This is a genomic window from Mangrovimonas futianensis, from assembly GCF_021245805.1.
Lineage (GTDB): Bacteria > Bacteroidota > Bacteroidia > Flavobacteriales > Flavobacteriaceae > Mangrovimonas > Mangrovimonas futianensis.
Genome location: NZ_JAJJNF010000005.1, coordinates 1 through 21289 on the forward strand (window position 1 = coordinate 1; position 21289 = coordinate 21289).

A 21289-nucleotide genomic window follows, 5' to 3' on the forward strand; every position below is an offset into this window, starting at 1 on the left:
ATACTGCAACGGTTACGGTCTACGACAACCCAGAGCCATCTGTTGGTGATGCGTCAGACTGTGAGGGCGAGGACATCACCTTGGACGGTCCTTCCGGTTATGTAGGTTACAGTTGGAGTTTTGGTGGTTCCGAGGTAGGAACTTCCGAAGATTTAACGATAACTGGAGCAACTTCGGCAGATGCTGGTGTTTATACACTGACGGTGACCGATAATAATGGTTGTTCTGGAAGCGATACTGCAACGGTTACGGTCTACGACAACCCACCTTGTGATATAAGTGGACCAACTGAAGTTTGTTTACAATCGCCTGACGGATCTGGATATGTGTATAGTTTTGAAGGAGATGCTACAGGTTTAACCTTTGAGTGGACTGTAAATGGTGGTACTATAATAGGAGCTGATAATGGAACTTCAGTTGAAGTATTGTTTGATTCTGAAGGAAATAATAAAGTATGGTTAACAGTTACAAATGGAACAACCAATTGTACTTCTACTTGTAGTTATGATGTTATGGTTTATGATTGCTGTAGCGATGAAACGGCCTATGCCTATAACACCCAATGTACAGGAGTTGATAACCTTTGTTTCTTGGATTATGAAGACGAATTAAATGAGAACCGATGGGGATGGACACTTTCAGGAATCGATTTAGAATCTGATATCAGTGATGATTTGGGAATACAATACAACAGTTATACGGTTGACTTATATGCCGGAAATGGGAACGATTGTATGCCAACAGATGGTCCTGGACAGTATGTAGGTACAGCCACCATTACTAGAAATGGAGATGATATCACTGTGTCTTATAACTTAATTGATGATACTGAAGATACCTATTACGCACTTTATGGTTTGCATGTGAATATAGGATGTTACCAATTTGCTTTGAAGCCAAAGGGTAAAAAGAAAATGGTTAATACAGTAGCACCTGGTCAATATAACGCTAGTGGAAGTGGTAATGGCAGTTCAGAGGGTGTTGTTACTATTGATGTTGATGATACAGTAAAAGACGGCAATCAGTATTGTTTGGACAACCTTTATGTGATTGTTCATGCCGAGGTTGAGATTTGTACAACGGAGCCTATGACTTCAACGCCAACAGCGGTTAGATTGGTAGAGACAGCGAAGGTTGAACCGATACAAAATGAGACAGTAGCTGTAGATTTTAAGGCCTATCCAGTGCCATTTAAGGATATAGTCAATATTAGTTATCGTTTTGATTTCGATACTAAAGTAACGTTGGAAATCATTGATTTAAGTGGTCGTTTGGTTTACACCAAAAACATTCAAAATTATGTAAAAGGAACCAATGGTATGGAGACTATTGACTTGACCAAAACAAATAGTCAAATGTTATTTGTTAGATTGATTACTGATCATGGAATTAAGATTAAGAAAATTGTAGCCAAGTAATAGTAGCTATTAAATAAGTGTGCCTTCAATCAAATGATAGGTACAAGTAAAAAGGGTAAATGATTTCATTTGCCCTTTTTTATTATTAAAAGTAGGATAGAGGTTACTAATTTTTAATTATGCACGCATAACAAAAACAGTTATATTTGTGATACAAACTAATTTAATATGACTGATACCACACTTACCAAAATGCTTGATATCAAGCATCCTATTATTATGGCTCCTATGTTTTTGGTGTCAAATGTAGCCATGGTAAAAGAAGCTATGGCTTGCGGTATAGCTGGATGCATTCCTGCATTAAACTACCGTACCTTAGCTGAATTACGTTCTGCTATTCAAGAATTAAAGGCAGCTAAAGTGGCTGGTGGCGCATTTGGTTTTAATTTAATTGTCAATAAGTCCAACGTTAAGTATCAGGAGCAGCTGCAAATTCTTTGTGAAGAAGGTTGTGATTTTATAATCACCTCTTTGGGAAGTCCGCAAGAAACCATCCGAAAAGCGCATGAGGTAGGAATAAAAGTGTTTTGTGATATCACAGATTTAGCTTATGCCCAAAAGGTAGAAGCACTGGGAGCGGATGCCGTAATAGCCGTAAATAATCAAGCAGGAGGGCACCGGGGTGAAATGAAGCCGAAAGACCTAATCTCCTTGTTAAACGAGCATTGTAATATTCCCGTCATTTCTGCTGGAGGTGTGGGAACCAAAGAGGAATTAGATAAAATGCTGTCATACGGAGCTATTGGGGTTTCAGTTGGAAGTCCGTTTATTGCCTCCAAAGAATCAAATATTACGGAAGAATATAAACAGGCTTGCGTCGATTTTGGAGCCCAGGATATTGTAATGACCGAACGTATTTCAGGAACACCTTGTACGGTGATAAACACCCCTTATGTTCAAAAAATAGGAACCAAATCCCCATGGCTAGAACGCACCCTCAATAAAAATAAAAAACTTAAAAAGTGGGTGAAGATGTTACGATTTTATATTGGTATGAAGGCCACAGAAAAGGCAGCCCAACAAGCAACTTATAAAACAGTGTGGGTGGCAGGTCCCAGTATTGAGCATACCAAACAAATTTTACCAGTAAAAGATATTGTTGAAAAGCTGATTCATTAAGGTTCTTTTTAGATTCGAAATGCTTCAAGGGGAATTTAAAATTTGGATTTGATTTTCAATTTTTAAAGATTTAAATTCGTCATCTTATTTAATCTTATATTATGAAAAAGTTATTCCCTTCTGTTTTTATTGTGTTAATGGTTTTGATTTCTTCCTGCCAAAAGGAAGTTACTAAACAAAGTGATTTATTATTAGGGTCAGGATGGGAATTGGAAGCCATCTCAAATACTGGTAAATCTTTTGAAGAATTGTTTCCAGGTAAAAAACCCTATTTGGAATTCGACCAAGAAGGATCTGTAAAGGGAAATAGTGGATGCAATGGGTATACCTCAGAATATAAAATCAGTGAAAATCAAATGTCCTTTGGTGAGCCTGGTCCAACAACAATGATGTATTGTGGCGAGGGAGAAAATATGTTTCGTGATGCTTTAAAGAAAATTACTCATTACGAGGTAGATGATGAAGGAAAGCTTAAACTAGTTTCAGAGAGCGAAACTTTGCTAATCTTTAAAGCCTCTGATTTGGAAAATGATGCTAATGAGACTTCTGTGAACGTACGATTTGATAAACAAGATATCACCGATAAAAGTTATTTCAAAGCTAATGGAACAGAGCCTTTTTGGGGCTTGGAGATTGATGAGCAATCCATTACCTTAAAAATGATGGAAGACACTATTACAGTGCCAAATCCTAAAAGTATTAAGGCTATGGACGCCAATGTGAAACAATATGATGTGGAAACTGAGGCTTACGCTCTAAGGATTGTAATTATTCAGGATCCTTGCGAAAATCAAATGTCTGGAGAAAAGTTTCCATATTCGGTGAAAATGGAATTAAAATCAACAGGTGATTCTGAAATCAGACCTCTTCATGGATGTGGTTATTATATGACAGATCCAAAATTAAATGATATCTGGACTCTGGAAGAAATGAATGGGAATCCTATAGACAGGAGCCAATATCCAAATAAACTCCCATCAATTATAATCGATTCGGAAAAGAATATTTTTATTGGCCACACTGGTTGCAATGACATGAAAGGGTCATTATTTTTCGAGCCTAATCTTTTGAGGTTTAAAGATATTATAACTACCAAAAAAATGTGTGTTCCCGATAACGGACAAGAACTGGCTTTCTTGCAGGCACTGAAATCAAGTATTACCTTTAAAGTTGATAATGATCGATTGACATTATCAAATCCTAATGGGGAACTATTGATGTTTAGAAAAGATAATTGATTTTCATTCTCCAGCTAGTTCGGATACGAGATTCATATTTATTTCATGCCCTCCTTCAAAAGGGTAAATTTCCAATCTATCGCCAAATAAGGATTTGGCACGGTTGATTTCTATTTCAATTTGTGGCGTATCCAAGTATTCGTCTTGGTTTCCATAAATTAAAAGGACTTTGGTCGATTGTTGTAAATGTTCAAAGTCTAAAGGTTTCAATTCATGTGGAATTTTACCGGAATGAATAATAATTTGATCACATGAAATTCCCCTTTTTGCTAAATATCTTAGAGCGACACTAACTCCTTGAGAAAATCCCAAGACAATAAAGTTGCCTTTTGGAGGTAGTTTTTCTTGTTTGAAGAGGCCATCAAAATACCTTATTATATTTTCCATTTCCAATGGGGTATTCTCCTTGGTAAGCCAACTAGCTCCTACATGTCTCATTTTAGGCGGTAGGTAATATTTGCTTGGTGCTTGAGGAGCGATGATGAAATTTTCTTCCTTATTTAAGGATTCAAAATATCTTAAAAAGTATCTGGTTAAAAAGCCCATCCCGTGGCAAACAAACCAAATATTCTTTGTTTTATCTGTCAAAGAATTGAGTGTTTCATAAGTGTTGGAGGTTTGATAGGATATTTCCTTTTGGGTTGAATTCATTTTAACAGCTCGTTTTGTATTTTTACAGCTCCTAAAAATACATCAAATTTATGCCACTATCTAAAGAAGACGTTCTTGCCCAAGCCAATTTGGCAAGTAAAAACACCTTAATGGAAACCTTGGAAATTGAAATGATTGATTTTGGCGAAGATTTTTTGACTGCGCGAATGCCCGTTAATTCTCGGGTTTATCAACCAGATGGCGTACTTCATGGTGGGGCTACGGCGGCTTTGGCAGAAAGTGTGGGTAGTTTTGCATCTCATATTTTCACCAACATTGAAGAGAAATTTGTTCGTGGTATTGAAATTACGGCAAATCATTTAAAAAGTGTGACCGAGGGGTATGTTTATGCCAAGGCTACTTTTATTCATCGGGGGAAAACAACACAATTATTGGATATCCGTGTTACAGATGAACATGATAATTTGATTTCCATTTGTAGATTGTCTACTATCTCGCTTCCAAGAAAGAAATAATGGATCAAGATCTTTTTTTCTCAAAAATAAAATTACAGTTTCAAAAGCAATTACCCTTTGTAGCTTATCGCAAACCAAATCAATCTCAAGTTGATTTACTGTTGCAACGGACCAATGATTTACATGAGGTTGAAAGTTATCAAGAATCAGGCTTTGTATTTGCGCCATTTAAACTGGAAGAAAAAACAATTTTATTTCCCTTTACTGATTGTGAATCGTTATCTCTACAGAGGTATAATAAGGAATCACAAGAAACCTTTCAAGGCACATCAAACTCTTCAAAAAGTGATATGCTAGAACACATGGCATTAGTTGAAAGGGCAGTAGAAACAATGGTTCAGGAAGGTGAGTTTAAAAAGGTAGTCCTTTCAAGAAAGGAGATTGTTAAAACCGATGACATTAATCCCGTTACGGTTTTTAAAAACATTCTTGGTTTTTATAATGGTGCGTTTTGTTACATTTGGTATCATCCCCAAGTAGGGTTATGGCTGGGAGCTACACCAGAGACTTTGCTTCAAGTAAGCAGAAATAAATTCTCTACCATGTCATTAGCCGGAACTCAAAGGTTTAAAGATACTTTAGAAGTTGAATGGGGAGAAAAAGAACTTGAAGAGCAGCAAATTGTAACCGATACAATTGTGGAAGCGATAAAAAATGTCATCCCAAAAATTGAAGTTTCTAAAACCAAAACACATCAGGCAGGCAGTTTATTGCACTTAAAAACCGATATCTCAGGAATACTAAAACCATCATCTCTTCAATTAAAGGAATTGGTAAAAGTTATACACCCAACACCAGCGGTATGTGGTTTGCCTAAAGATAGAGCCAAAAAATTCATTTTGGAAAATGAGCACTATCAGCGAACTTACTACACAGGGTTCTTAGGCGAATTGAATAAAGGGGAAGTTCAGGAGAGAAATCGAAACCGCAGAAATGTTGAAAATTCAGCCTATAGATCATCCTCAAAAAACACCCACTTTTTTGTTAATTTAAGATCTATGGAGTGCCTTAAGAATGAAGTGCACCTGTTTGTTGGTGGAGGTATAACCACTTCATCAAATCCGTTGGCTGAGTGGCAGGAAACGGTTTTTAAAACAGAAACTATGAAGCAGGTTTTATAATTTCTTCTGGTAAGCTTCCCGATTTTTTAAAATAGTTGCCATGTGCTGCTTTGACCAATCTGATAAGGCATCTACATAAGGAATTAGACTTTTTCCCAAATCGGTTAGTCTATATTCTACCTTAGGTGGTATTTGTGGATATACTTTTCTATTAACCAATCCATCCGCTTCTAAATTTTTTAAAGATACCGAAAGCATTTTTTGAGATATATCACCAATGGCTTGATGTATTTCATTAAAACGCAAGACCTCCTGCTGTTCCAAAACCATTAAAATGAGAAGTGACCATTTATCACCTATGCGATCTAAAATGTTTCTTACGGGGCAATTTGATGATTCACTAAAATTAACAAATTCTTTATTCATGATAATCAACTGGTTTTTAATAATACTAACTTTTAAGTAAGTATTTGATGTTCAGGTTCGTTCTTGTTTAAAAGAAACTTACTTTTTATCTTTGACTAACCAAAAGTAAGTAAATATATTTAATAAACTATAAAAGAATACAAATGATATTAATTACAGGGGCCAGTGGCCATTTAGGAGCAGCAGTTGTTAATGAACTTTTAAATAGAGTAGAAGCATCTCAATTGGCAGTTTTGTCAAGAAACGCTGAAAAAGTCAATAAATTTAAGGAATTGGGTGTAGAAGTAAGACAGGGTGATTATGATGATTATGATTCTCTTGTCAAGGCTTTTAAAGGAGTTGATTCTCTTTATTTTGTATCTGGAAATGATATTGCCTCAAGAATGCAACAACATGAAAATGTGGTTAAAGCGGCTAAAGAAGCAGGAGTAAAACATATTGTTTATACAAGTTTTCAACGCCAAACAGACGAATTGGATTCAATCATTCAATTTGTTGCCGAATCACATATTAAAACAGAAGACCTTATAAAGGAGTCTGGAATACCTTATACCATTTTAAAACACGGTTTGTATCTTGAGGTATTACCACTTTTCATAGGTGATAATGTTTTGGAAACTCAAACGGTATTTTTACCAGCAGATGAAGGTAAGGTTTCTTTTGCATCTAGGGCAGATATGGCTCAAGGGGCTGCCATTATTCTTTCAACAAGTGGTCACGAAGGAAAAACTTATGAGTTTGGAGGAGAGGTATCTTATGGAATGAAAGATGTGGCCGAGATTTTATCTACGTTATATGGAAAGGATATCTCCTATGTAAGTCCAACGATAGAAGACTTTATTAATGCTTTAAGCGAAGTAGGAGTTCCTCAGGGTGCTATTGATGTGACAGTTGGATTCAGCCAAGGTATTGCCGCGGGTGAATTTGATCAACCTACAAACACTTTAAAGGATATTTTAGGACATGAGTTATTATCGCTTTCTACCTTTCTTGAAGCAACATTTATTGGTGAATAATCCATAAATTGTATCATCTATTATTCATGCAATGACAACCAAAGACCTTAAAAACTGGCAGAGCGCCTTACCCTATAAAGACACGACTCAACCTGTGTTATTTATAGGGCATGGTTCTCCCATGAACGCCATTCAAGACAATCAGTTTACTAAGCAATGGAACCAATTAGGAGAATCATTAGAACCTCCAGTCGCCATATTGTGTATTTCAGCACATTGGTTGACCAATGGTACTTTTGTGACTAACATGGAAGCCCCTAGAACTATTCATGATTTTGGCGGATTTCCTCAACAACTTTTTGAAGTAGAATATCCAGTAAAAGGGGAACCAACTTTGGCAGAGGAAATTAAGCATCATATAACCTCTACTCATGTAGGTTTGGATGAAGAATGGGGATTAGACCATGGGGCTTGGAGTGTCATTAAACATATGTACCCTAAAGCCAATATTCCAGTTGTGCAATTGAGCATCAATTATTTTAAGCCGCCAGAATACCATTATGAATTAGCGCAACAGCTTTTGGATTTACGAAAAAAAGGCGTGTTGATAGTAGGTAGCGGAAATATGGTTCATAATTTAAGAATGGTGGCTTGGCATAAAATGGAGGACACCTATGGTTATGACTGGACGTTAGAAATAAATGATATTTTCAAATCTAAAATCTTGGATGGAAATCATCAAGATTTAATGAATTATCAAAAACTGCATAAGGATATCGCTAAAGCGGTGCCCACTCCAGACCATTACTATCCTTTGCTTTACACTTTGGGGTTGCAAACTAAAAATGACAGGATTGAATTTTTTAATGATCAGGCGGTAGCGGGTTCTTTAACCATGACATCCGTTAAAATTGGATAAATTTTATCTATCATTCCATAAATTTAAAAATACGTTAAAGCCTATACATATTGATGCTTTCATAGTTATCGCTCGTAATTTTATAGGATAAAAATCAAAATATATACATATGAAAACTTTTAAAAATAAATCAATTATTATAACAGGAGCCGCTATGGGATTAGGTTATGCAACTGCAAAATTTTTAGCCGAAAAAGGAGCAGATCTTACCTTGGTGGATTTTAATAAAGAAAAGCTAGAAGAAACAGCTAAGGAATTAAAGGACGCATTCTCAATAAGAGTTGTTTCTGTTGTTGCAGATGTATCTAAAGAAGAAAGTGTAAAAGAATACGTAGCTAAGGCCAAAGAGGCTTTTAGTAAGATTGATGGATTCTATAATAATGCTGGAATTGAAGGTCGACAAGCCGATATGGTGGATTATGATCTAGACGTATTCAAAAAGGTGATTGATATCAACTTGATGGGTGTTTATTATGGTTTACGTTATGTACTTCCAGAATTGGTTGCCAATGGTGGTGGACGAATTGTAAACGTGGCCTCTGTAGGTGGTATTCGAGGGGTTTTGAACCAAACACCTTATGTGGCTTCAAAACACGCTGTGGCTGGAATGACTAAAAATGCAGCTTTAGAGTATGGAAAGCACCAAATTTTCACTAATGCCATTGCACCTGGGGCAATTTTAACACCTATGGTTGCTGAGGCTTTTAAACAGGTTAATCCAGATGATCCAAAGGCAGCGGAAGCAGATTATGCACAAAGAAACCCAACCAGACGATTGGGGAAACCTGAGGAAGTTGCCAGTTTGGTAGCCTATTTGTTAAGTGATGACTGTAATTATGTCAACGGTCAGGTAATAGCCATAGATGGTGGTGAATCTAATATGTATGGTAACGCCTAAGGTAATGGGTAAGAAAGCCAATCACTATAGATTAACAATGGAGGAGGTGATTTTAAAAGATCCCAATGAACCTCTTAAAGATCCGATCACTTTGGAATTTGATAATCATGATGACATTTTTAAAATTATGGATATCGTGAAACAAAAGCAATTGTTTGAAAGTGAAAGTCAGGCTCAAGAATTTGCCTTAGGACTTAAGCTTTTTGGCGAAGTGATGCTAAAAAATAGAAACCATCCAATTTTTGAATCATTTTATCCAGCGTTTAGTGCTTTTATGAAGACACTAAAAAGTCAATGATTCATATTCAAACTTAATTTAAAAGGAGCCAATTTGGCTCCTTTTTTTTTATCGATTTCATTGATTTTTATAAACCGTATTGAAAACATAATTAAGATTTTATAAAAATTATAAACTAAATCGATTTCGTTTTCCGGGAAAAATTTGAACATGATTTTTATCATGAAACCCTCTTTACAACTACTCTAACTTTGATGTATAATAATGATTAATCATTTTAAGTCATGAATATTTCGCACATAGAACACATTGGAATTGCGGTAGATAACTTGGAAGAATCCATTCAATATTATGAAAATGTATTGGGGTTAACATGCTACTCTATTGAAGAGGTAAAGGATCAAAAAGTAAAGACGGCTTTCTTTCTGGTTGGTGATACTAAAATTGAATTATTGGAAAGCACTTCACCTGATGGTCCAATAGGAAAATACATTGAAAAAAGAGGGCCAGGAATACATCACTTAGCTTTTGCTGTGGATAGTGCTAATAAAGCCTTAAAACAAGCAGAGGAACGTGGAGTGAGATTGATAGATGCCCAATCTAGAAAAGGTGCAGAAGGACTTAATATTGGCTTTCTTCATCCAAAGTCAACAAACGGCGTTCTAACAGAACTTTGCTCCAAAGAGCTATAATAAGATAAATAATTTATAAAGTTTGGAACTTATGACAACGCAAGATAAAATCAACGAACTTATAGAAAAACGAGCTAAAGCACGATTGGGTGGAGGTGAAAAGAGAATTGATTCACAACATGCTAAAGGAAAATTAACAGCAAGAGAAAGAATAGAAATTCTTTTGGATGATGATAGCTTTGAAGAGTTTGACATGTTTGTAACCCATAGAACGAAATCATTTGGGTTGGATAAACAAATATTTCTTTCTGATGGTGTGGTAACAGGTCACGGTACCATAGATGGTAGAATTGTCTATGTGTTTGGACAAGATTTTACCGTTTTTGGAGGATCACTTTCTGAAACCTACGCTTTGAAGATTTGTAAAATTATGGATATGGCCATGAAGGTAGGTGCACCTGTTATTGGGCTTAACGATAGTGGAGGGGCACGTATTCAAGAAGGAGTGAGATCTTTGGCTGGTTATGCTGAGATATTCCAGCGTAACATTATGGCTTCGGGAGTGATTCCTCAAATATCTTCAATATTAGGTCCTTGTGCTGGTGGAGCCGTTTATTCTCCTGCATTAACCGATTTTACCATCATGACAGACCAAACCAGTTATATGTTTGTTACTGGGCCTAAAGTAGTACAATCGGTAACAGGTGAAAATGTTACCACTGAACAGTTGGGAGGGGCAAATATCCATTCTACAAAATCGGGGGTTTCTCACTTTTTAGCTGAAAATGACGAAGAAAATTTATTGTTGATAAGAAAGCTTCTTAGCTACATGCCTTCAAATAATTTGGAAGATCCACCAATAATTTCAACGTCTGATCCAATAGATAGATTGGATGATGTCTTAAATAGCATCATACCTGAAAATCCGAATCAACCTTATGACATTTTGGATGTGATCAGCACAATTACCGACAATGGGGAATTTTTAGAGGTTCACAGAAACTATGCTAAAAACATTGTTGTTGGGTTTGCGAGATTTAATGGCCGTTCCGTAGGAGTGGTTGCCAATCAACCTAAATTTTATGCGGGTGTTTTAGATACAGAAGCTTCTAGAAAGGCAGCGCGTTTTGTTCGTTTCTGTGACGCTTTCAACATACCATTGGTTACTTTGGTTGATGTCCCTGGGTTTTTACCAGGAACAGGTCAGGAATATGCTGGAATTATTCTACACGGAGCGAAACTGTTGTTTGCTTATGGTGAGGCAACAGTGCCGAAAGTGACCATTACCTTAAGGAAATCTTACGGAGGTGCCCATGATGTAATGAGCTGTAAACAACTCCGTGGCGATTTAAACTATGCCTGGCCAACTGCAGAAATAGCTGTAATGGGAGCAAAAGGAGCGGTGGAAGTTTTGGAAGGTTCCAATATCAGAAAAATTGAAGATGATGATGAGAAGCAACATTATATCGAGGAAAAAGAAAACGAATATACCGCCAAATTTGCCAACCCTTATGTGGCAGCCAAATATGGTTTTATAGACGATGTGATTGAGCCAAGAAATACAAGATTCCGAATTATTAGAGCCTTGGAACTATTAGCTAATAAGAAAGAGGTGAATCCACCTAAGAAACATTCAAATATTCCATTGTAATGAAAACGATCCTATTATATACCGATGTTTTGGATGAGGGATATATCATCCTGATGACAGGACTTTTGATTGTCTTTGGAGGACTACTATTACTTACGTTATTCTTTAAGTATGGATTGCCTTTTATGCTTTATATCTACAAGTTGATTACTAAAGGTCCAGACAAGAAGGTTAAAGAAATTTCGCCAACAGTCAATGAAAATTTCACCGGGGAAATTGCAGCAGCTATTTCAGTGGCAGTACATATGTATCTCGATGAACAGCATGACAATGAAAATGCCATACTTACTATTAAGCAAGCAAGGAAAATGTATTCACCATGGAGCTCAAAAATTTATGGTGCCTATAACAATAGATTTTAACCCATTTATTTAGAAAATCTAAAGATCATGAAAAATTTCACATTCAATATAAACGAGAATAGCTACAGTGTTAGAATCTTATCGCAAGAAGATAACACCATCGAGTTAGAAGTCAACGGAACAAATTACTTGGTGAAAATGAAGGAAGAAATAAAAAGCAGGAAGACACCTACTTTAGTTCGTAAACCTTCAACAACAGCACCAGTTGAGCCAATTAAGGTCAATCCAAGTTCTTCAAAAACAACCATCACTGCACCAATTCCAGGTGTTGTGTTATCTCTTAAAGTTCAGGTTGGAGATACTATTAAAGCCAATGATTCCTTGATGATTTTGGAAGCCATGAAAATGGAAAACAATATCGTATCAGAAAAATCAGGAACCGTTACTGCTATTAATGTAAAACCTGGTCAGCAAGTATTACAAGGAGAAGTAATGATAGAGATTGAATAGAATTGAGAATGCTTATTGTCTTTACGGCTAATTAAGCGTAAAAAACTACACAATGAAAAAAATATTATTGATAATAGGTGTAATCTCCCTTCTCATCTCAATGAGACCTATTTTGGGGTTGACTTCAGCAGCTTCCAATACAGTTGGAACTACTGCTGTGACAAGTGTTACAGAGGAAGAGCAGGAGGATAGTTTTATTTCAGAAGGAATTAGTGGTGTTAAACAGTTTTTAAGTTATACGGGTTTTGCTAATGCCCAAGCGGGTAATATCATTATGATCGTAATTGGAATTGTTTTCATTTACTTGGGAATTAAATTTGACTATGAACCCCTTTTACTGATTCCGATTGGAGTAGGGGTGATTATAGGGAATATTCCATTTGTTGCAGGGAATCAAACCGGGATTTATGAAACAGGATCTGTTTTGAATTACCTTTACTTTGGGGTGGTTAAGGGAATTTATCCTCCTTTAATTTTCTTAGGGATAGGAGCTATGACCGATTTCTCATCTTTGATTGCCAATCCAAAATTAATGCTTTTGGGGGCTGCGGCGCAAATAGGTGTTTTTGGAACCTTTTTGGGAGCACTATATCTAGGTTTTAATTTACCCGAGGCAGGAGCGATAGGCATTATTGGTGGGGCTGATGGTCCAACAGCGATTTTCTTATCTTCTAAATTGGCCAACGGAGTGAACCTTTTACCAGATGGAACTACGGTTAAAAACCTAATTGGTCCTATTGCCATTGCAGCCTATTCTTATATGGCATTGGTGCCAGTCATTCAACCTCCAATAATGAAGTTGTTGACTACCAAAAAAGAACGACTCATTAGAATGAAACCACCAAGAGCAGTTTCTCAAAAAGAAAAAATGATTTTTCCTGTTGTTGCCTTATTATTGACTACCTTTATCTCACCAAGTTCATTACCATTATTGGGAATGTTGTTCTTTGGAAATTTGTTGAAGGAATCTGGTAGAACAGAGCGTTTAGCAGAGACTGCAAGGACCAAAATGATAGACATCGTAACCATTCTTTTGGGTGTGACCGTGGGAGCTTCTACCCAAGCAGATATTTTTATCACCAAGGACTCTATGTTGATCTTTGGATTGGGAGCTATTTCCTTTGTTATAGCCACTATGGGAGGTCTTATTTTTGCTAAATTCATGAATCTATTCCTTAAGGGAGATAATAAAATAAATCCTTTAATCGGGGCTTCAGGAGTTTCTGCTGTTCCAGATAGTGCAAGGGTGGTACATGCTGAAGGTTTAAAAGCAGATCCTAAGAATTATTTACTAATGCATGCTATGGCACCAAATGTGGCTGGAGTTATTGGGTCAGCCATTGCGGCAGGTATTATTCTAAGCTTTTTAGGCTAACATTATTTTAAAGTATAAAGTAAATTGTAATACATTTTGTATGAGTACTCAGAATAAATCACTTTTTTCAAATTTCAGTCCTACCTCCAAGCAGGAATGGAAAGATAAAGTGGACACCGATTTAAAAGGTGTGGATTTTAATAAATTGATTTGGAAGAATTTCAACGGTTTAAATTTTCAACCGTTTTATAATTCAGAAGATGGTATAGAGAGTTTGCCAAATACGGGCCTTAATTCTCAAGACTTAGTTAACTTTAGAAGTATTAAAGTAAGCACTTCAGAAGAAGGGAACCAGTTGGCAAAACTGGCCATAAATGAAGGGGTGAATGGTTTGTTGTTTGAAATTGATGGTAAAATTCAGGTCGAAGCACTTTTAAATGGCGTCGATCTCAATAAAGTTGCTATAAGTTTTTTACTTCAATTTGATCAAATAGACTTTGCCAAATCCTTTTTGATTTATGCAGTTTCAACTTTGAAGCAAAAGGAAAACTTAAAAGGTTATTTTGACTTTAGAGGTATTTCAAATTATGTCACAAATGGTTCTTTAAATAAAGCTTTTTTTGACAATTCCTTAGAATTATTGAAACTTACGGGAGCTTTCCCAAACTTTAAAGCATTTACTATTACTGGGGCTTCTTATTTGGATTCAGGTTCCAACCAAGTTCAAGAGGTTGCTTATTCATTGAATTCATTGGTATTTGTTGTTGAAAAATTGATGGAAAAAGGTGTTGACGCCAACCAAATTTTTCAAGGCTTACATGTGGAATTGGCGATAGGGTCAGAGTATTTTATAGAAATAGCTAAGTTTAGAGCCTTTCAGAGTCTTTTAAATTTACTAGCTAATGAATATGGAGTTACAGATTTTAATCCATTTATAACGGCTAAAACTTCGGTTTGGAGTAAATCGGTTACCGATGCCCATACCAATTTGTTGAGAGCTACTACTGAGGCTATGTCTGCAATTCTTGGTAATGTTGATGGTGTTTTGATTGATCCTTATGATAAAGAATTCAATGAAGCATCCCAATTTTCAAATCGTATAGCAGGAAATATTGCCACCATATTAAAAGAAGAATCCTATTTAGGAAAGGTAGCTAACCCGGTTGACGGATCTTATTATATTGAAGAAGCTACTCAAAAGATTGCAGAAAAGGCTTTGATTTTATTCAAGGAGGTTGAAGCTCAAGGAGGCTTTTTTGAAGCCTTTGAAAAAGGCTTGATTCAAGATCAAATTTCTGAAATAAGACAAGAAAAAATAAAATGGATTAGCCAGAGAAGGTTACCATTGGTTGGAGTCAATAAATATCCTAACCTTATGGAAACAGTTTCTTCAGAAGTTTTATCCTCAGGAGCGTCTTCAGACCAAAAACTTTTAAAACCGAGAAGAGCATCGCTAGAAATAGAGGTTGTTAGAAAAGCAACTGAATTATTGGTAGAATCTATTGGGAAAAGACCTGTTATTGAGCTTTGTAGTTTTGGAAATTTAACCATGAGAAAGGCAAGAGCCGCTTTCTCCTATGATTTTCTAGGGGTATCAGGATTTAAAGTTTTAGATGAGAAAAGTTATGAAACGGCTCAATTGGCGGCAGAAGCGAGTGCAGAATCTGATTCTGAGGTGGTTGTTATTTGCAGTTCCGATCCAGATTATCAAGAAAGTGCCTTAAACTTTGTTGAAACTTTCCGAAGTAAGAATTCTGAAAAGGTCTTATTGTTGGCTGGAAATCCAGTAGATTTACTCGACCAATTAAAAGAAGCAGGACTCGATGGTTGTTTGCACATAAAGTCGGATGTCATTCAAACCTTAACAGCCATTCAGAATAAAGTTCAAGAACATTATAAATCTTTAGAAGTATGAGAAAAGATTTTTCAAATCTAACATTAGATACGGTAAAGACTTCAAATAAACCTCCAGTAGAGGATCAAGATATTTGGAATACCCCAGAAGGGATTCCAGTGAAGAAACATTTTTCAAAAGCAGATATTGAAGACGCAGAACATTTAGGGTTTGCCGCTGGTTTACCTCCGTTTACAAGAGGGCCATATAGCACAATGTACACCACAAGACCATGGACCATTAGACAATATGCTGGTTTTTCAACGGCAGAAGAGTCTAATGCTTTCTATAGAAGAAATTTGGCTGCAGGTCAAAAGGGACTTTCTGTTGCCTTTGATTTAGCAACACACCGTGGGTATGATTCAGATCATCCAAGGGTGACTGGTGATGTAGGTAAAGCTGGTGTGGCCATTGATTCTATTTTGGATATGGAAGTGCTTTTTGATCAGATTCCATTGGATAAAATGTCGGTTTCCATGACCATGAATGGAGCTGTATTACCTGTGATGGCTTTTTATATAGCCGCGGCTAAAAAGCAAGGGGTGGCCTTAGATCAATTAAGTGGAACCATTCAGAATGATATTCTGAAAGAGTTTATGGTGCGTAACACTTACATTTATCCACCACAACCATCTATGAGAATTATTGGTGATATTTTTGAATATACGACCAAATATATGCCTCGTTTTAATTCCATTTCCATTAGTGGATACCACATGCAAGAAGCAGGAGCAACAGCCGATATAGAATTGGCTTATACGTTGGCCGATGGTTTGGAATACATTCGTACGGGATTGTCTTCCGGATTAAAAATCGATGATTTTGCGCCTAGATTGTCTTTCTTTTGGGCTATAGGGATGAATCATTTTATGGAAATTGCGAAAATGAGAGCGGCCAGAATGCTTTGGGCTAAGATCATTAAGCAGTTCAATCCGCAGAATCCAAAATCTATGGCATTGAGAACGCATAGCCAGACTTCTGGTTGGAGTTTGAGTGAACAAGATCCGTTCAACAATGTGGCAAGAACCTGTATTGAGGCGATGGCTGCTGGTTTGGGTGGTACACAGTCTTTACATACCAATGCATTGGATGAAGCTATCGCGTTGCCTACTGATTTCTCAGCTAGAATTGCACGAAACACACAAATTTATATACAAGAGGAAACACAGATTACTAAATCTGTAGATCCTTGGGCCGGTTCATATTATGTAGAATATTTGACTAAGGAAATTGCGAAAAAAGCGTGGAAGCTTATTGAGGAAGTAGAGGAATTGGGTGGTATGGCCAAAGCCATTGAAACCGGAGTTCCTAAAATGAGAATTGAGGAAGCAGCGGCGCGTAAACAGGCAAGATTGGATTCTGGTCAAGATATTTTGGTTGGTGTAAACAAATATCAAACGGACGAGAAGTCACAGATTGAAATCTTGGAAGTTGACAATTCAGCTGTTAGAAATTCACAAATTGAGCGTCTTAAAAAGCTGAAAGCCAACAGAGATCAAAATGTGGTTGATGCCAAATTAAAAGCCTTATCTGCATGTGCAGAGAGTGGTAAGGGTAATTTATTGGAATTGGCCGTTGAGGCGGCAGAAAATTTCGCTACTTTAGGTGAAATATCTGATGCTTTGGAAGTTCATTTTGGACGTCACAAGGCTGATACGCAATTAATAAGTGGTGTGTATAGAAAAGAAGTGAAAAATGATAGCGTGTTTGAACAGGCTCAAAAGTTGGCAGATCATTTTGCTGAAATAGAAGGGCGTCGTCCTAGAGTTATGATTGCAAAAATGGGACAAGATGGTCACGACCGTGGTGCTAAAGTGGTTGCCTCAAGTTTTGCTGACTTGGGATTTGATGTCGATATGGGACCTTTGTTTCAAACACCAGAAGAAGTGGCAAAACAAGCCATAGAAAATGACGTACATTTCGTTGGTGCCTCCAGTTTAGCTGCTGGTCACAAGACATTGATTCCTCAATTGATAGAAGAATTAGAAAGATTGGGAAGACCAGATATTATGGTGTTTGCTGGTGGGGTGATTCCAGAACAGGATTACCAATACCTTCTAGATAGAAAGGTTGCTGCCATCTTTGGACCAGGTACTGTGATAGCCAAATCGGCTATTACCATCATGGAAAAATATTTGGAACAAGAATAATTTTTAATAAAACCTAAAAATTAAACCCGGTACTGAAAAGTATCGGGTTTTTTCTATTATAAAGATTTTTTGAAGCTATTCAATATAAGTTGTGCGGCCTCAACAGGAGATATATGAGAGTCTAGAACTTCTTTTTTCAATTGAATTAACTGTTCTGAAATCTCTGGGTTTCCATAGAAGAGTTGTTTGAGATCTTCATTGATGTTATCATACATCCAGCGCAATTTTTGATGATTTCGGTTTTTCTCAAAGTAGCCACTTTCTGTCACCTGTTGTTTGAATTTGAGGATTTCTTCCCAAATAGTTTCAATACCCATGCCTTTTAAAGCAGAAGCTTTGGTTACCACGGGTGTCCATCCAGATGCTGCAGGTGGAAATAAATGCAATGCATTTTGGTATTGAATTCGGGCTCTGTCACTTTGTTTTATATTGTCCCCATCGGCCTTATTAATAACAACCATGTCAGCCATTTCCATGATTCCCTTTTTGATCCCTTGGAGTTCATCACCAGCTCCAGCCAACATTAATAATAGGAAGAAATCTGTCATTCCATGCACCGCTGTTTCCGATTGACCAACACCTACGGTTTCAATTAAAATAATATCATAACCAGCAGCTTCACAAAGTAACATGCTTTCTGCTGTTTTATTGGCAACACCACCTAAGGTTTCTCCAGATGCTGAAGGTCTGATATAGGCTTCATCCATCCCACTAAGTTCCTCCATTCGAGTTTTATCACCCAAAATACTCCCTTTAGAACGTTGGCTACTTGGGTCAATGCTCAAAATGGCAACCCGATGCCCGTTTTTAATCAAGAATTTTCCAAATGCTTCAATGAAGGTGCTTTTACCTACACCAGGGACTCCAGTAATCCCAATTCGGAGTGATTTTCCGGAAGCAGGCAAAATACCTTGAATGATTTTTTTTGCTAGCTTTTTGTCGCTTTCCAAGCTACTTTCAATGATGGTAATAGCGCGAGACAGTATGACGCGATCTCCGTTTAAAATACCATTGATATATTCTTGGGCAGAAAGTCTGTTTTTAGGTTTGTATGCCTTCATTTTGGGATTTCATTAAGCCTTGTAAAGATACTGATAACCTCTGTAAACACCATATAATATGAGGGTCTTTTATAGAGGGTTCAAGGGGATTTATGAAAAGTTTTATCGAAAAAGAATTATGAATAATTAGGCGTTATTAGTATCATTTGCCCCAAAGTTTCTGTAATTTTGTGCGACTATTTTTTCTATTACATGATTTATCCCAAAATCCCTTTAGCCCAAACAGTAATTCAACTTTGTAAGGCTAAAAATATTCAACATATTGTTATTTCACCCGGTAGCCGTAACGCACCTCTTACCATTGGTTTTACCAATGATCCTTTTTTTACTTGTTATAGTATAGTGGATGAGCGTTCAGCTGCTTTCTTTGCCATGGGAATTGCCCAAAAAATAACACATCCTGTAGCTGTAGTTTGTTCGTCGGGAAGTGCGTTATTGAATTATTATCCTGCCGTTGCAGAGGCTTTTTATAGTCATATTCCTTTGGTTGTTTTATCTGCAGACAGGCCCGATTATTTAATAGGAATTGGAGATGGACAGACAATCAATCAGGAAAATGTTTATGAAAATCACATTTTATATTCTGCCAATTTGAAAGTAAGCTCTGAAAAGAAACCAAAGCATTTGGATGAAACTGAGCCGGCTATAATCAAAAATATTGAAAACAAACTGGAGCGATTATTGGGACTAAAACAAGCCATTCATGAAGAGAATGTAGATGAAATAAACATGGCTATTAATAAAAGTATATCGTTACAAGGACCTGTTCATATCAACATTCCGTTTGAGGAACCTTTGTATTTAACCGAGGAGAAATTGAGCGTACAACCTGAGGTTGTTGAACTTGAAACAAAACCCAAAAGAATAGACCAATCTGAATTAAAGGGGCTTCTAGAAGATTGGAGTAATGCTTCAAAAAAAATGATTTTGGTTGGTGTAAATCAACCTAATAGTATTGAAGAAAAGTGGCTTGAAGAATTAGCTTCAGACCAAAGTGTTTTGGTATTTACCGAAACAACCTCAAACCTGCATCATCCCGAATTTTTTCCTAGTATAGATACTATAATTGCTCCTTTAGATGAGGCAGAATTTCAAGAGTTACAACCCGATATTTTGGTGACTTTTGGTGGGCTGATCGTGTCGAAAAAAATAAAAGCATTTTTAAGAAATTTCCAACCAAAACATCATTGGCATATTGATTTGCATCAAGCAAACGATACTTTTTTCTGTTTAGATAACCATATAAAAACCACGCCGAATCATTTCTTTTCTGAGTTTCTACCAAAGTTGACACATTTTAAAAAGAGTAACTACAGGACTATTTGGAAGGAAGTGAAGAAAAAACGCTTGGAAAGGCATGATAGTTATCTTCAAGACATCCCTTTTTCTGATTTTAAGGCTTTTAATTGGGTATTAAATAAATTACCAAAGAAAAGTAGTTTACAGATTAGTAATAGTTCAGCAATCAGGTATTCCCAATTGTTCAATTTGGATGAAACTATAGATGTGTATTGCAATAGAGGAACTAGCGGCATTGATGGGTCAACAAGTACTGCTGTTGGTTTTTCAGTGGCTAATGATAGGCCAACCACTTTTATTACGGGTGATTTGGGATTCTTTTACGACAGTAATGCACTTTGGAATAATTACATTCCCAACCATTTTAGGATTATAGTAGTTAATAATGGCGGTGGCGGTATCTTTAGAATTCTTCCGGGGGAAAAAAATACTGATAACTTTGATACCTATTTTGAAACCAAGCATCAACTAAATGCCCAACATTTATGTGCCATGTATGGTTTGGATTATCATTCAGCTCAAGACGAAACCGAACTAAAAAACGAACTAGAAAGTTTCTATAGTGAATCAAATAAAACAAAGCTATTGGAAATTTTTACACCTCGAACTTTAAACGATGAGATTCTTCTGAATTACTTCAAGTATATTAAATAAATGTTACAAGTGTCATTTCCTTTTTGTTTGGGTTTTTAATTATGTAATTTTAAAGTTATTATCAATCTAAAAAATAATCAAATGAGTAAAAGAGATGAACTAATTGAAAAATATGCAGCCGATATTAAAGATAAAATTGGCGAAACTGTAGATATGGATCTTTTGACAAAAGTAACCATAGGTTTAGGGCCATCTATCTACAATGCTGATTCCTCAACGGTTTCTGGGTCTGATGCTTCGGAAGTTGAACGTGTTAAAACCAATTTTTTAATCAAGAAACTTGGTTTGAAAGATGGACCAGAATTAGATGAGGCAATAGCTAAAGTGATGGAACAATATGGTGTTTCAAATCGCAATAAATATCGAGCAGTAGTTTATTATTTATTGGTAAAACATTTTAATAAGGCTTCTGTTTATTAGG

21 protein-coding genes are annotated in these 21289 nt (G+C 36.4%); 18 read left to right on the top strand and 3 right to left on the bottom strand.

Annotated elements, in window-relative coordinates:
* The 3 genes from LOK78_RS09000 to LOK78_RS09010 form a co-directional block, all read left to right on the top strand.
* On the top strand, positions 1–1418 hold a 1418-nt coding region (locus LOK78_RS09000), incomplete at its 5' end, for a T9SS type A sorting domain-containing protein (protein ID WP_232634658.1).
* A 168-nt stretch (positions 1419–1586) separates the two neighbouring features.
* A complete protein-coding gene (locus LOK78_RS09005) occupies positions 1587–2537 on the top strand; it encodes an NAD(P)H-dependent flavin oxidoreductase (protein ID WP_232634659.1) in 951 nt (316 codons plus the stop codon).
* Between the two features lie 101 nt (positions 2538–2638).
* Positions 2639–3775: an META domain-containing protein gene (locus LOK78_RS09010; RefSeq protein WP_232634660.1), complete on the top strand. Its 1137-nt coding sequence runs from the start codon at positions 2639–2641 to the stop codon at positions 3773–3775.
* 3 nt (positions 3776–3778) lie between these two features.
* Here LOK78_RS09010 and LOK78_RS09015 read toward each other — a convergent pair whose 3' ends face one another.
* Complete coding sequence (locus LOK78_RS09015; protein ID WP_232634661.1) at positions 3779–4426, bottom strand: alpha/beta hydrolase; 648 nt, start codon at positions 4424–4426, stop codon at positions 3779–3781.
* Positions 4427–4476: 50 nt separating this feature from the next.
* On the opposite strand from LOK78_RS09015, the gene LOK78_RS09020 reads away from it, so the two are divergent.
* Together LOK78_RS09020 and LOK78_RS09025 are read left to right on the top strand one after the other, a co-directional pair.
* The gene (locus LOK78_RS09020; RefSeq protein ID WP_232634662.1) at positions 4477–4902 is read left to right on the top strand and encodes a PaaI family thioesterase; all 426 of its coding nucleotides are present in this window, start codon (positions 4477–4479) and stop codon (positions 4900–4902) included.
* Positions 4902–6023, top strand: coding sequence for a chorismate-binding protein (locus tag LOK78_RS09025; protein WP_232634663.1), 1122 nt, complete (start codon positions 4902–4904; stop codon positions 6021–6023). The genes LOK78_RS09020 and LOK78_RS09025 overlap by 1 nt, the downstream gene beginning before the upstream one ends.
* Here LOK78_RS09025 and LOK78_RS09030 read toward each other — a convergent pair.
* Complete coding sequence (locus LOK78_RS09030) at positions 6018–6389, bottom strand: winged helix-turn-helix transcriptional regulator (protein WP_232634664.1); 372 nt, start codon at positions 6387–6389, stop codon at positions 6018–6020. The two genes, LOK78_RS09025 and LOK78_RS09030, sit on opposite strands and share 6 nt — an antisense overlap.
* A gap of 143 nt (positions 6390–6532) precedes the next feature.
* Here LOK78_RS09030 and LOK78_RS09035 point away from each other — a divergent pair, with 143 nt between their 5' ends.
* From LOK78_RS09035 to scpA, 11 genes are all read left to right on the top strand, one after another.
* Positions 6533–7405: an SDR family oxidoreductase gene (locus tag LOK78_RS09035; RefSeq protein WP_232634665.1), complete on the top strand. Its 873-nt coding sequence runs from the start codon at positions 6533–6535 to the stop codon at positions 7403–7405.
* Between the two features lie 31 nt (positions 7406–7436).
* Complete coding sequence (ygiD, locus tag LOK78_RS09040; RefSeq protein ID WP_232634666.1) at positions 7437–8264, top strand: 4,5-DOPA-extradiol-dioxygenase; 828 nt, start codon at positions 7437–7439, stop codon at positions 8262–8264.
* A 109-nt stretch (positions 8265–8373) separates the two neighbouring features.
* Entirely contained in the window at positions 8374–9162 is a 789-nt protein-coding gene (locus LOK78_RS09045) for a glucose 1-dehydrogenase (RefSeq protein WP_232634667.1), read from the top strand.
* Positions 9149–9460 carry a DUF3861 domain-containing protein gene (locus tag LOK78_RS09050; protein ID WP_232634668.1) on the top strand — a complete coding sequence of 104 codons (312 nt, stop codon included), beginning with the start codon at positions 9149–9151 and terminating at the stop codon, positions 9458–9460. The genes LOK78_RS09045 and LOK78_RS09050 overlap by 14 nt, the downstream gene beginning before the upstream one ends.
* 224 nt (positions 9461–9684) lie before the next feature.
* Positions 9685–10092 carry a methylmalonyl-CoA epimerase gene (gene mce / locus LOK78_RS09055; protein ID WP_053972607.1) on the top strand — a complete coding sequence of 136 codons (408 nt, stop codon included), beginning with the start codon at positions 9685–9687 and terminating at the stop codon, positions 10090–10092.
* A gap of 31 nt (positions 10093–10123) precedes the next feature.
* Positions 10124–11683, top strand: a complete 1560-nt coding sequence (locus tag LOK78_RS09060; RefSeq protein ID WP_232634669.1) for an acyl-CoA carboxylase subunit beta — start codon at positions 10124–10126, stop codon at positions 11681–11683.
* Positions 11683–12045: an OadG family transporter subunit gene (locus tag LOK78_RS09065; protein WP_232394545.1), complete on the top strand. Its 363-nt coding sequence runs from the start codon at positions 11683–11685 to the stop codon at positions 12043–12045. The genes LOK78_RS09060 and LOK78_RS09065 overlap by 1 nt, the downstream gene beginning before the upstream one ends.
* A 27-nt stretch (positions 12046–12072) precedes the next feature.
* Positions 12073–12495, top strand: a complete 423-nt coding sequence (locus LOK78_RS09070) for an acetyl-CoA carboxylase biotin carboxyl carrier protein (RefSeq protein ID WP_232634670.1) — start codon at positions 12073–12075, stop codon at positions 12493–12495.
* Between the two features lie 52 nt (positions 12496–12547).
* Positions 12548–13870 (top strand): sodium ion-translocating decarboxylase subunit beta, encoded by a 1323-nt coding sequence (locus LOK78_RS09075; RefSeq protein WP_232634671.1) that lies wholly within the window; start codon positions 12548–12550, stop codon positions 13868–13870.
* A 40-nt stretch (positions 13871–13910) separates the two neighbouring features.
* Positions 13911–15725: a methylmalonyl-CoA mutase family protein gene (locus LOK78_RS09080; RefSeq protein WP_232634672.1), complete on the top strand. Its 1815-nt coding sequence runs from the start codon at positions 13911–13913 to the stop codon at positions 15723–15725.
* Positions 15722–17854, top strand: a complete 2133-nt coding sequence (gene scpA / locus LOK78_RS09085) for a methylmalonyl-CoA mutase (RefSeq protein WP_053972613.1) — start codon at positions 15722–15724, stop codon at positions 17852–17854. The genes LOK78_RS09080 and scpA overlap by 4 nt, the downstream gene beginning before the upstream one ends.
* 56 nt (positions 17855–17910) lie before the next feature.
* On the opposite strand, the gene meaB is transcribed toward scpA, so the two are convergent.
* Positions 17911–18915, bottom strand: coding sequence for a methylmalonyl Co-A mutase-associated GTPase MeaB (gene meaB / locus LOK78_RS09090; protein ID WP_053972614.1), 1005 nt, complete (start codon positions 18913–18915; stop codon positions 17911–17913).
* A 192-nt stretch (positions 18916–19107) separates the two neighbouring features.
* Between meaB and menD the strand changes: the two genes are divergently transcribed.
* Positions 19108–20868 (top strand): 2-succinyl-5-enolpyruvyl-6-hydroxy-3-cyclohexene-1-carboxylic-acid synthase, encoded by a 1761-nt coding sequence (menD, locus tag LOK78_RS09095; protein WP_232634673.1) that lies wholly within the window; start codon positions 19108–19110, stop codon positions 20866–20868.
* 81 nt (positions 20869–20949) lie between these two features.
* The gene (locus LOK78_RS09100; RefSeq protein ID WP_232634674.1) at positions 20950–21288 is read left to right on the top strand and encodes a DUF2853 family protein; all 339 of its coding nucleotides are present in this window, start codon (positions 20950–20952) and stop codon (positions 21286–21288) included.
* The last annotated feature ends 1 nt before the right edge of the window (position 21289 follow it).

Excerpts from the sequence above, each read along its gene's own strand:
- LOK78_RS09025 (WP_232634663.1), top strand. The coding sequence starts at position 4,902 with ATGGATCAAGATCTTTTTTTCTCAAAAATAAAATTACAGTTTCAAAAG.
- LOK78_RS09045 (WP_232634667.1), top strand. The coding sequence starts at position 8,374 with ATGAAAACTTTTAAAAATAAATCAATTATTATAACAGGAGCCGCTATG.
- LOK78_RS09075 (WP_232634671.1), top strand. The coding sequence starts at position 12,548 with ATGAAAAAAATATTATTGATAATAGGTGTAATCTCCCTTCTCATCTCA.
- LOK78_RS09060 (WP_232634669.1), top strand. The coding sequence starts at position 10,124 with ATGACAACGCAAGATAAAATCAACGAACTTATAGAAAAACGAGCTAAA.
- LOK78_RS09065 (WP_232394545.1), top strand. The coding sequence starts at position 11,683 with ATGAAAACGATCCTATTATATACCGATGTTTTGGATGAGGGATATATC.
- ygiD (WP_232634666.1), top strand. The coding sequence starts at position 7,437 with ATGACAACCAAAGACCTTAAAAACTGGCAGAGCGCCTTACCCTATAAA.
- mce (WP_053972607.1), top strand. The coding sequence starts at position 9,685 with ATGAATATTTCGCACATAGAACACATTGGAATTGCGGTAGATAACTTG.
- scpA (WP_053972613.1), top strand. The coding sequence starts at position 15,722 with ATGAGAAAAGATTTTTCAAATCTAACATTAGATACGGTAAAGACTTCA.
- LOK78_RS09010 (WP_232634660.1), top strand. The coding sequence starts at position 2,639 with ATGAAAAAGTTATTCCCTTCTGTTTTTATTGTGTTAATGGTTTTGATT.
- LOK78_RS09020 (WP_232634662.1), top strand. The coding sequence starts at position 4,477 with ATGCCACTATCTAAAGAAGACGTTCTTGCCCAAGCCAATTTGGCAAGT.
- LOK78_RS09070 (WP_232634670.1), top strand. The coding sequence starts at position 12,073 with ATGAAAAATTTCACATTCAATATAAACGAGAATAGCTACAGTGTTAGA.
- menD (WP_232634673.1), top strand. The coding sequence starts at position 19,108 with ATGATTTATCCCAAAATCCCTTTAGCCCAAACAGTAATTCAACTTTGT.
- LOK78_RS09005 (WP_232634659.1), top strand. The coding sequence starts at position 1,587 with ATGACTGATACCACACTTACCAAAATGCTTGATATCAAGCATCCTATT.
- meaB (WP_053972614.1), bottom strand. The coding sequence starts at position 18,915 with ATGAAGGCATACAAACCTAAAAACAGACTTTCTGCCCAAGAATATATC.
- LOK78_RS09035 (WP_232634665.1), top strand. The coding sequence starts at position 6,533 with ATGATATTAATTACAGGGGCCAGTGGCCATTTAGGAGCAGCAGTTGTT.
- LOK78_RS09080 (WP_232634672.1), top strand. The coding sequence starts at position 13,911 with ATGAGTACTCAGAATAAATCACTTTTTTCAAATTTCAGTCCTACCTCC.
- LOK78_RS09100 (WP_232634674.1), top strand. The coding sequence starts at position 20,950 with ATGAGTAAAAGAGATGAACTAATTGAAAAATATGCAGCCGATATTAAA.
- LOK78_RS09030 (WP_232634664.1), bottom strand. The coding sequence starts at position 6,389 with ATGAATAAAGAATTTGTTAATTTTAGTGAATCATCAAATTGCCCCGTA.
- LOK78_RS09050 (WP_232634668.1), top strand. The coding sequence starts at position 9,149 with ATGGTAACGCCTAAGGTAATGGGTAAGAAAGCCAATCACTATAGATTA.
- LOK78_RS09015 (WP_232634661.1), bottom strand. The coding sequence starts at position 4,426 with ATGAATTCAACCCAAAAGGAAATATCCTATCAAACCTCCAACACTTAT.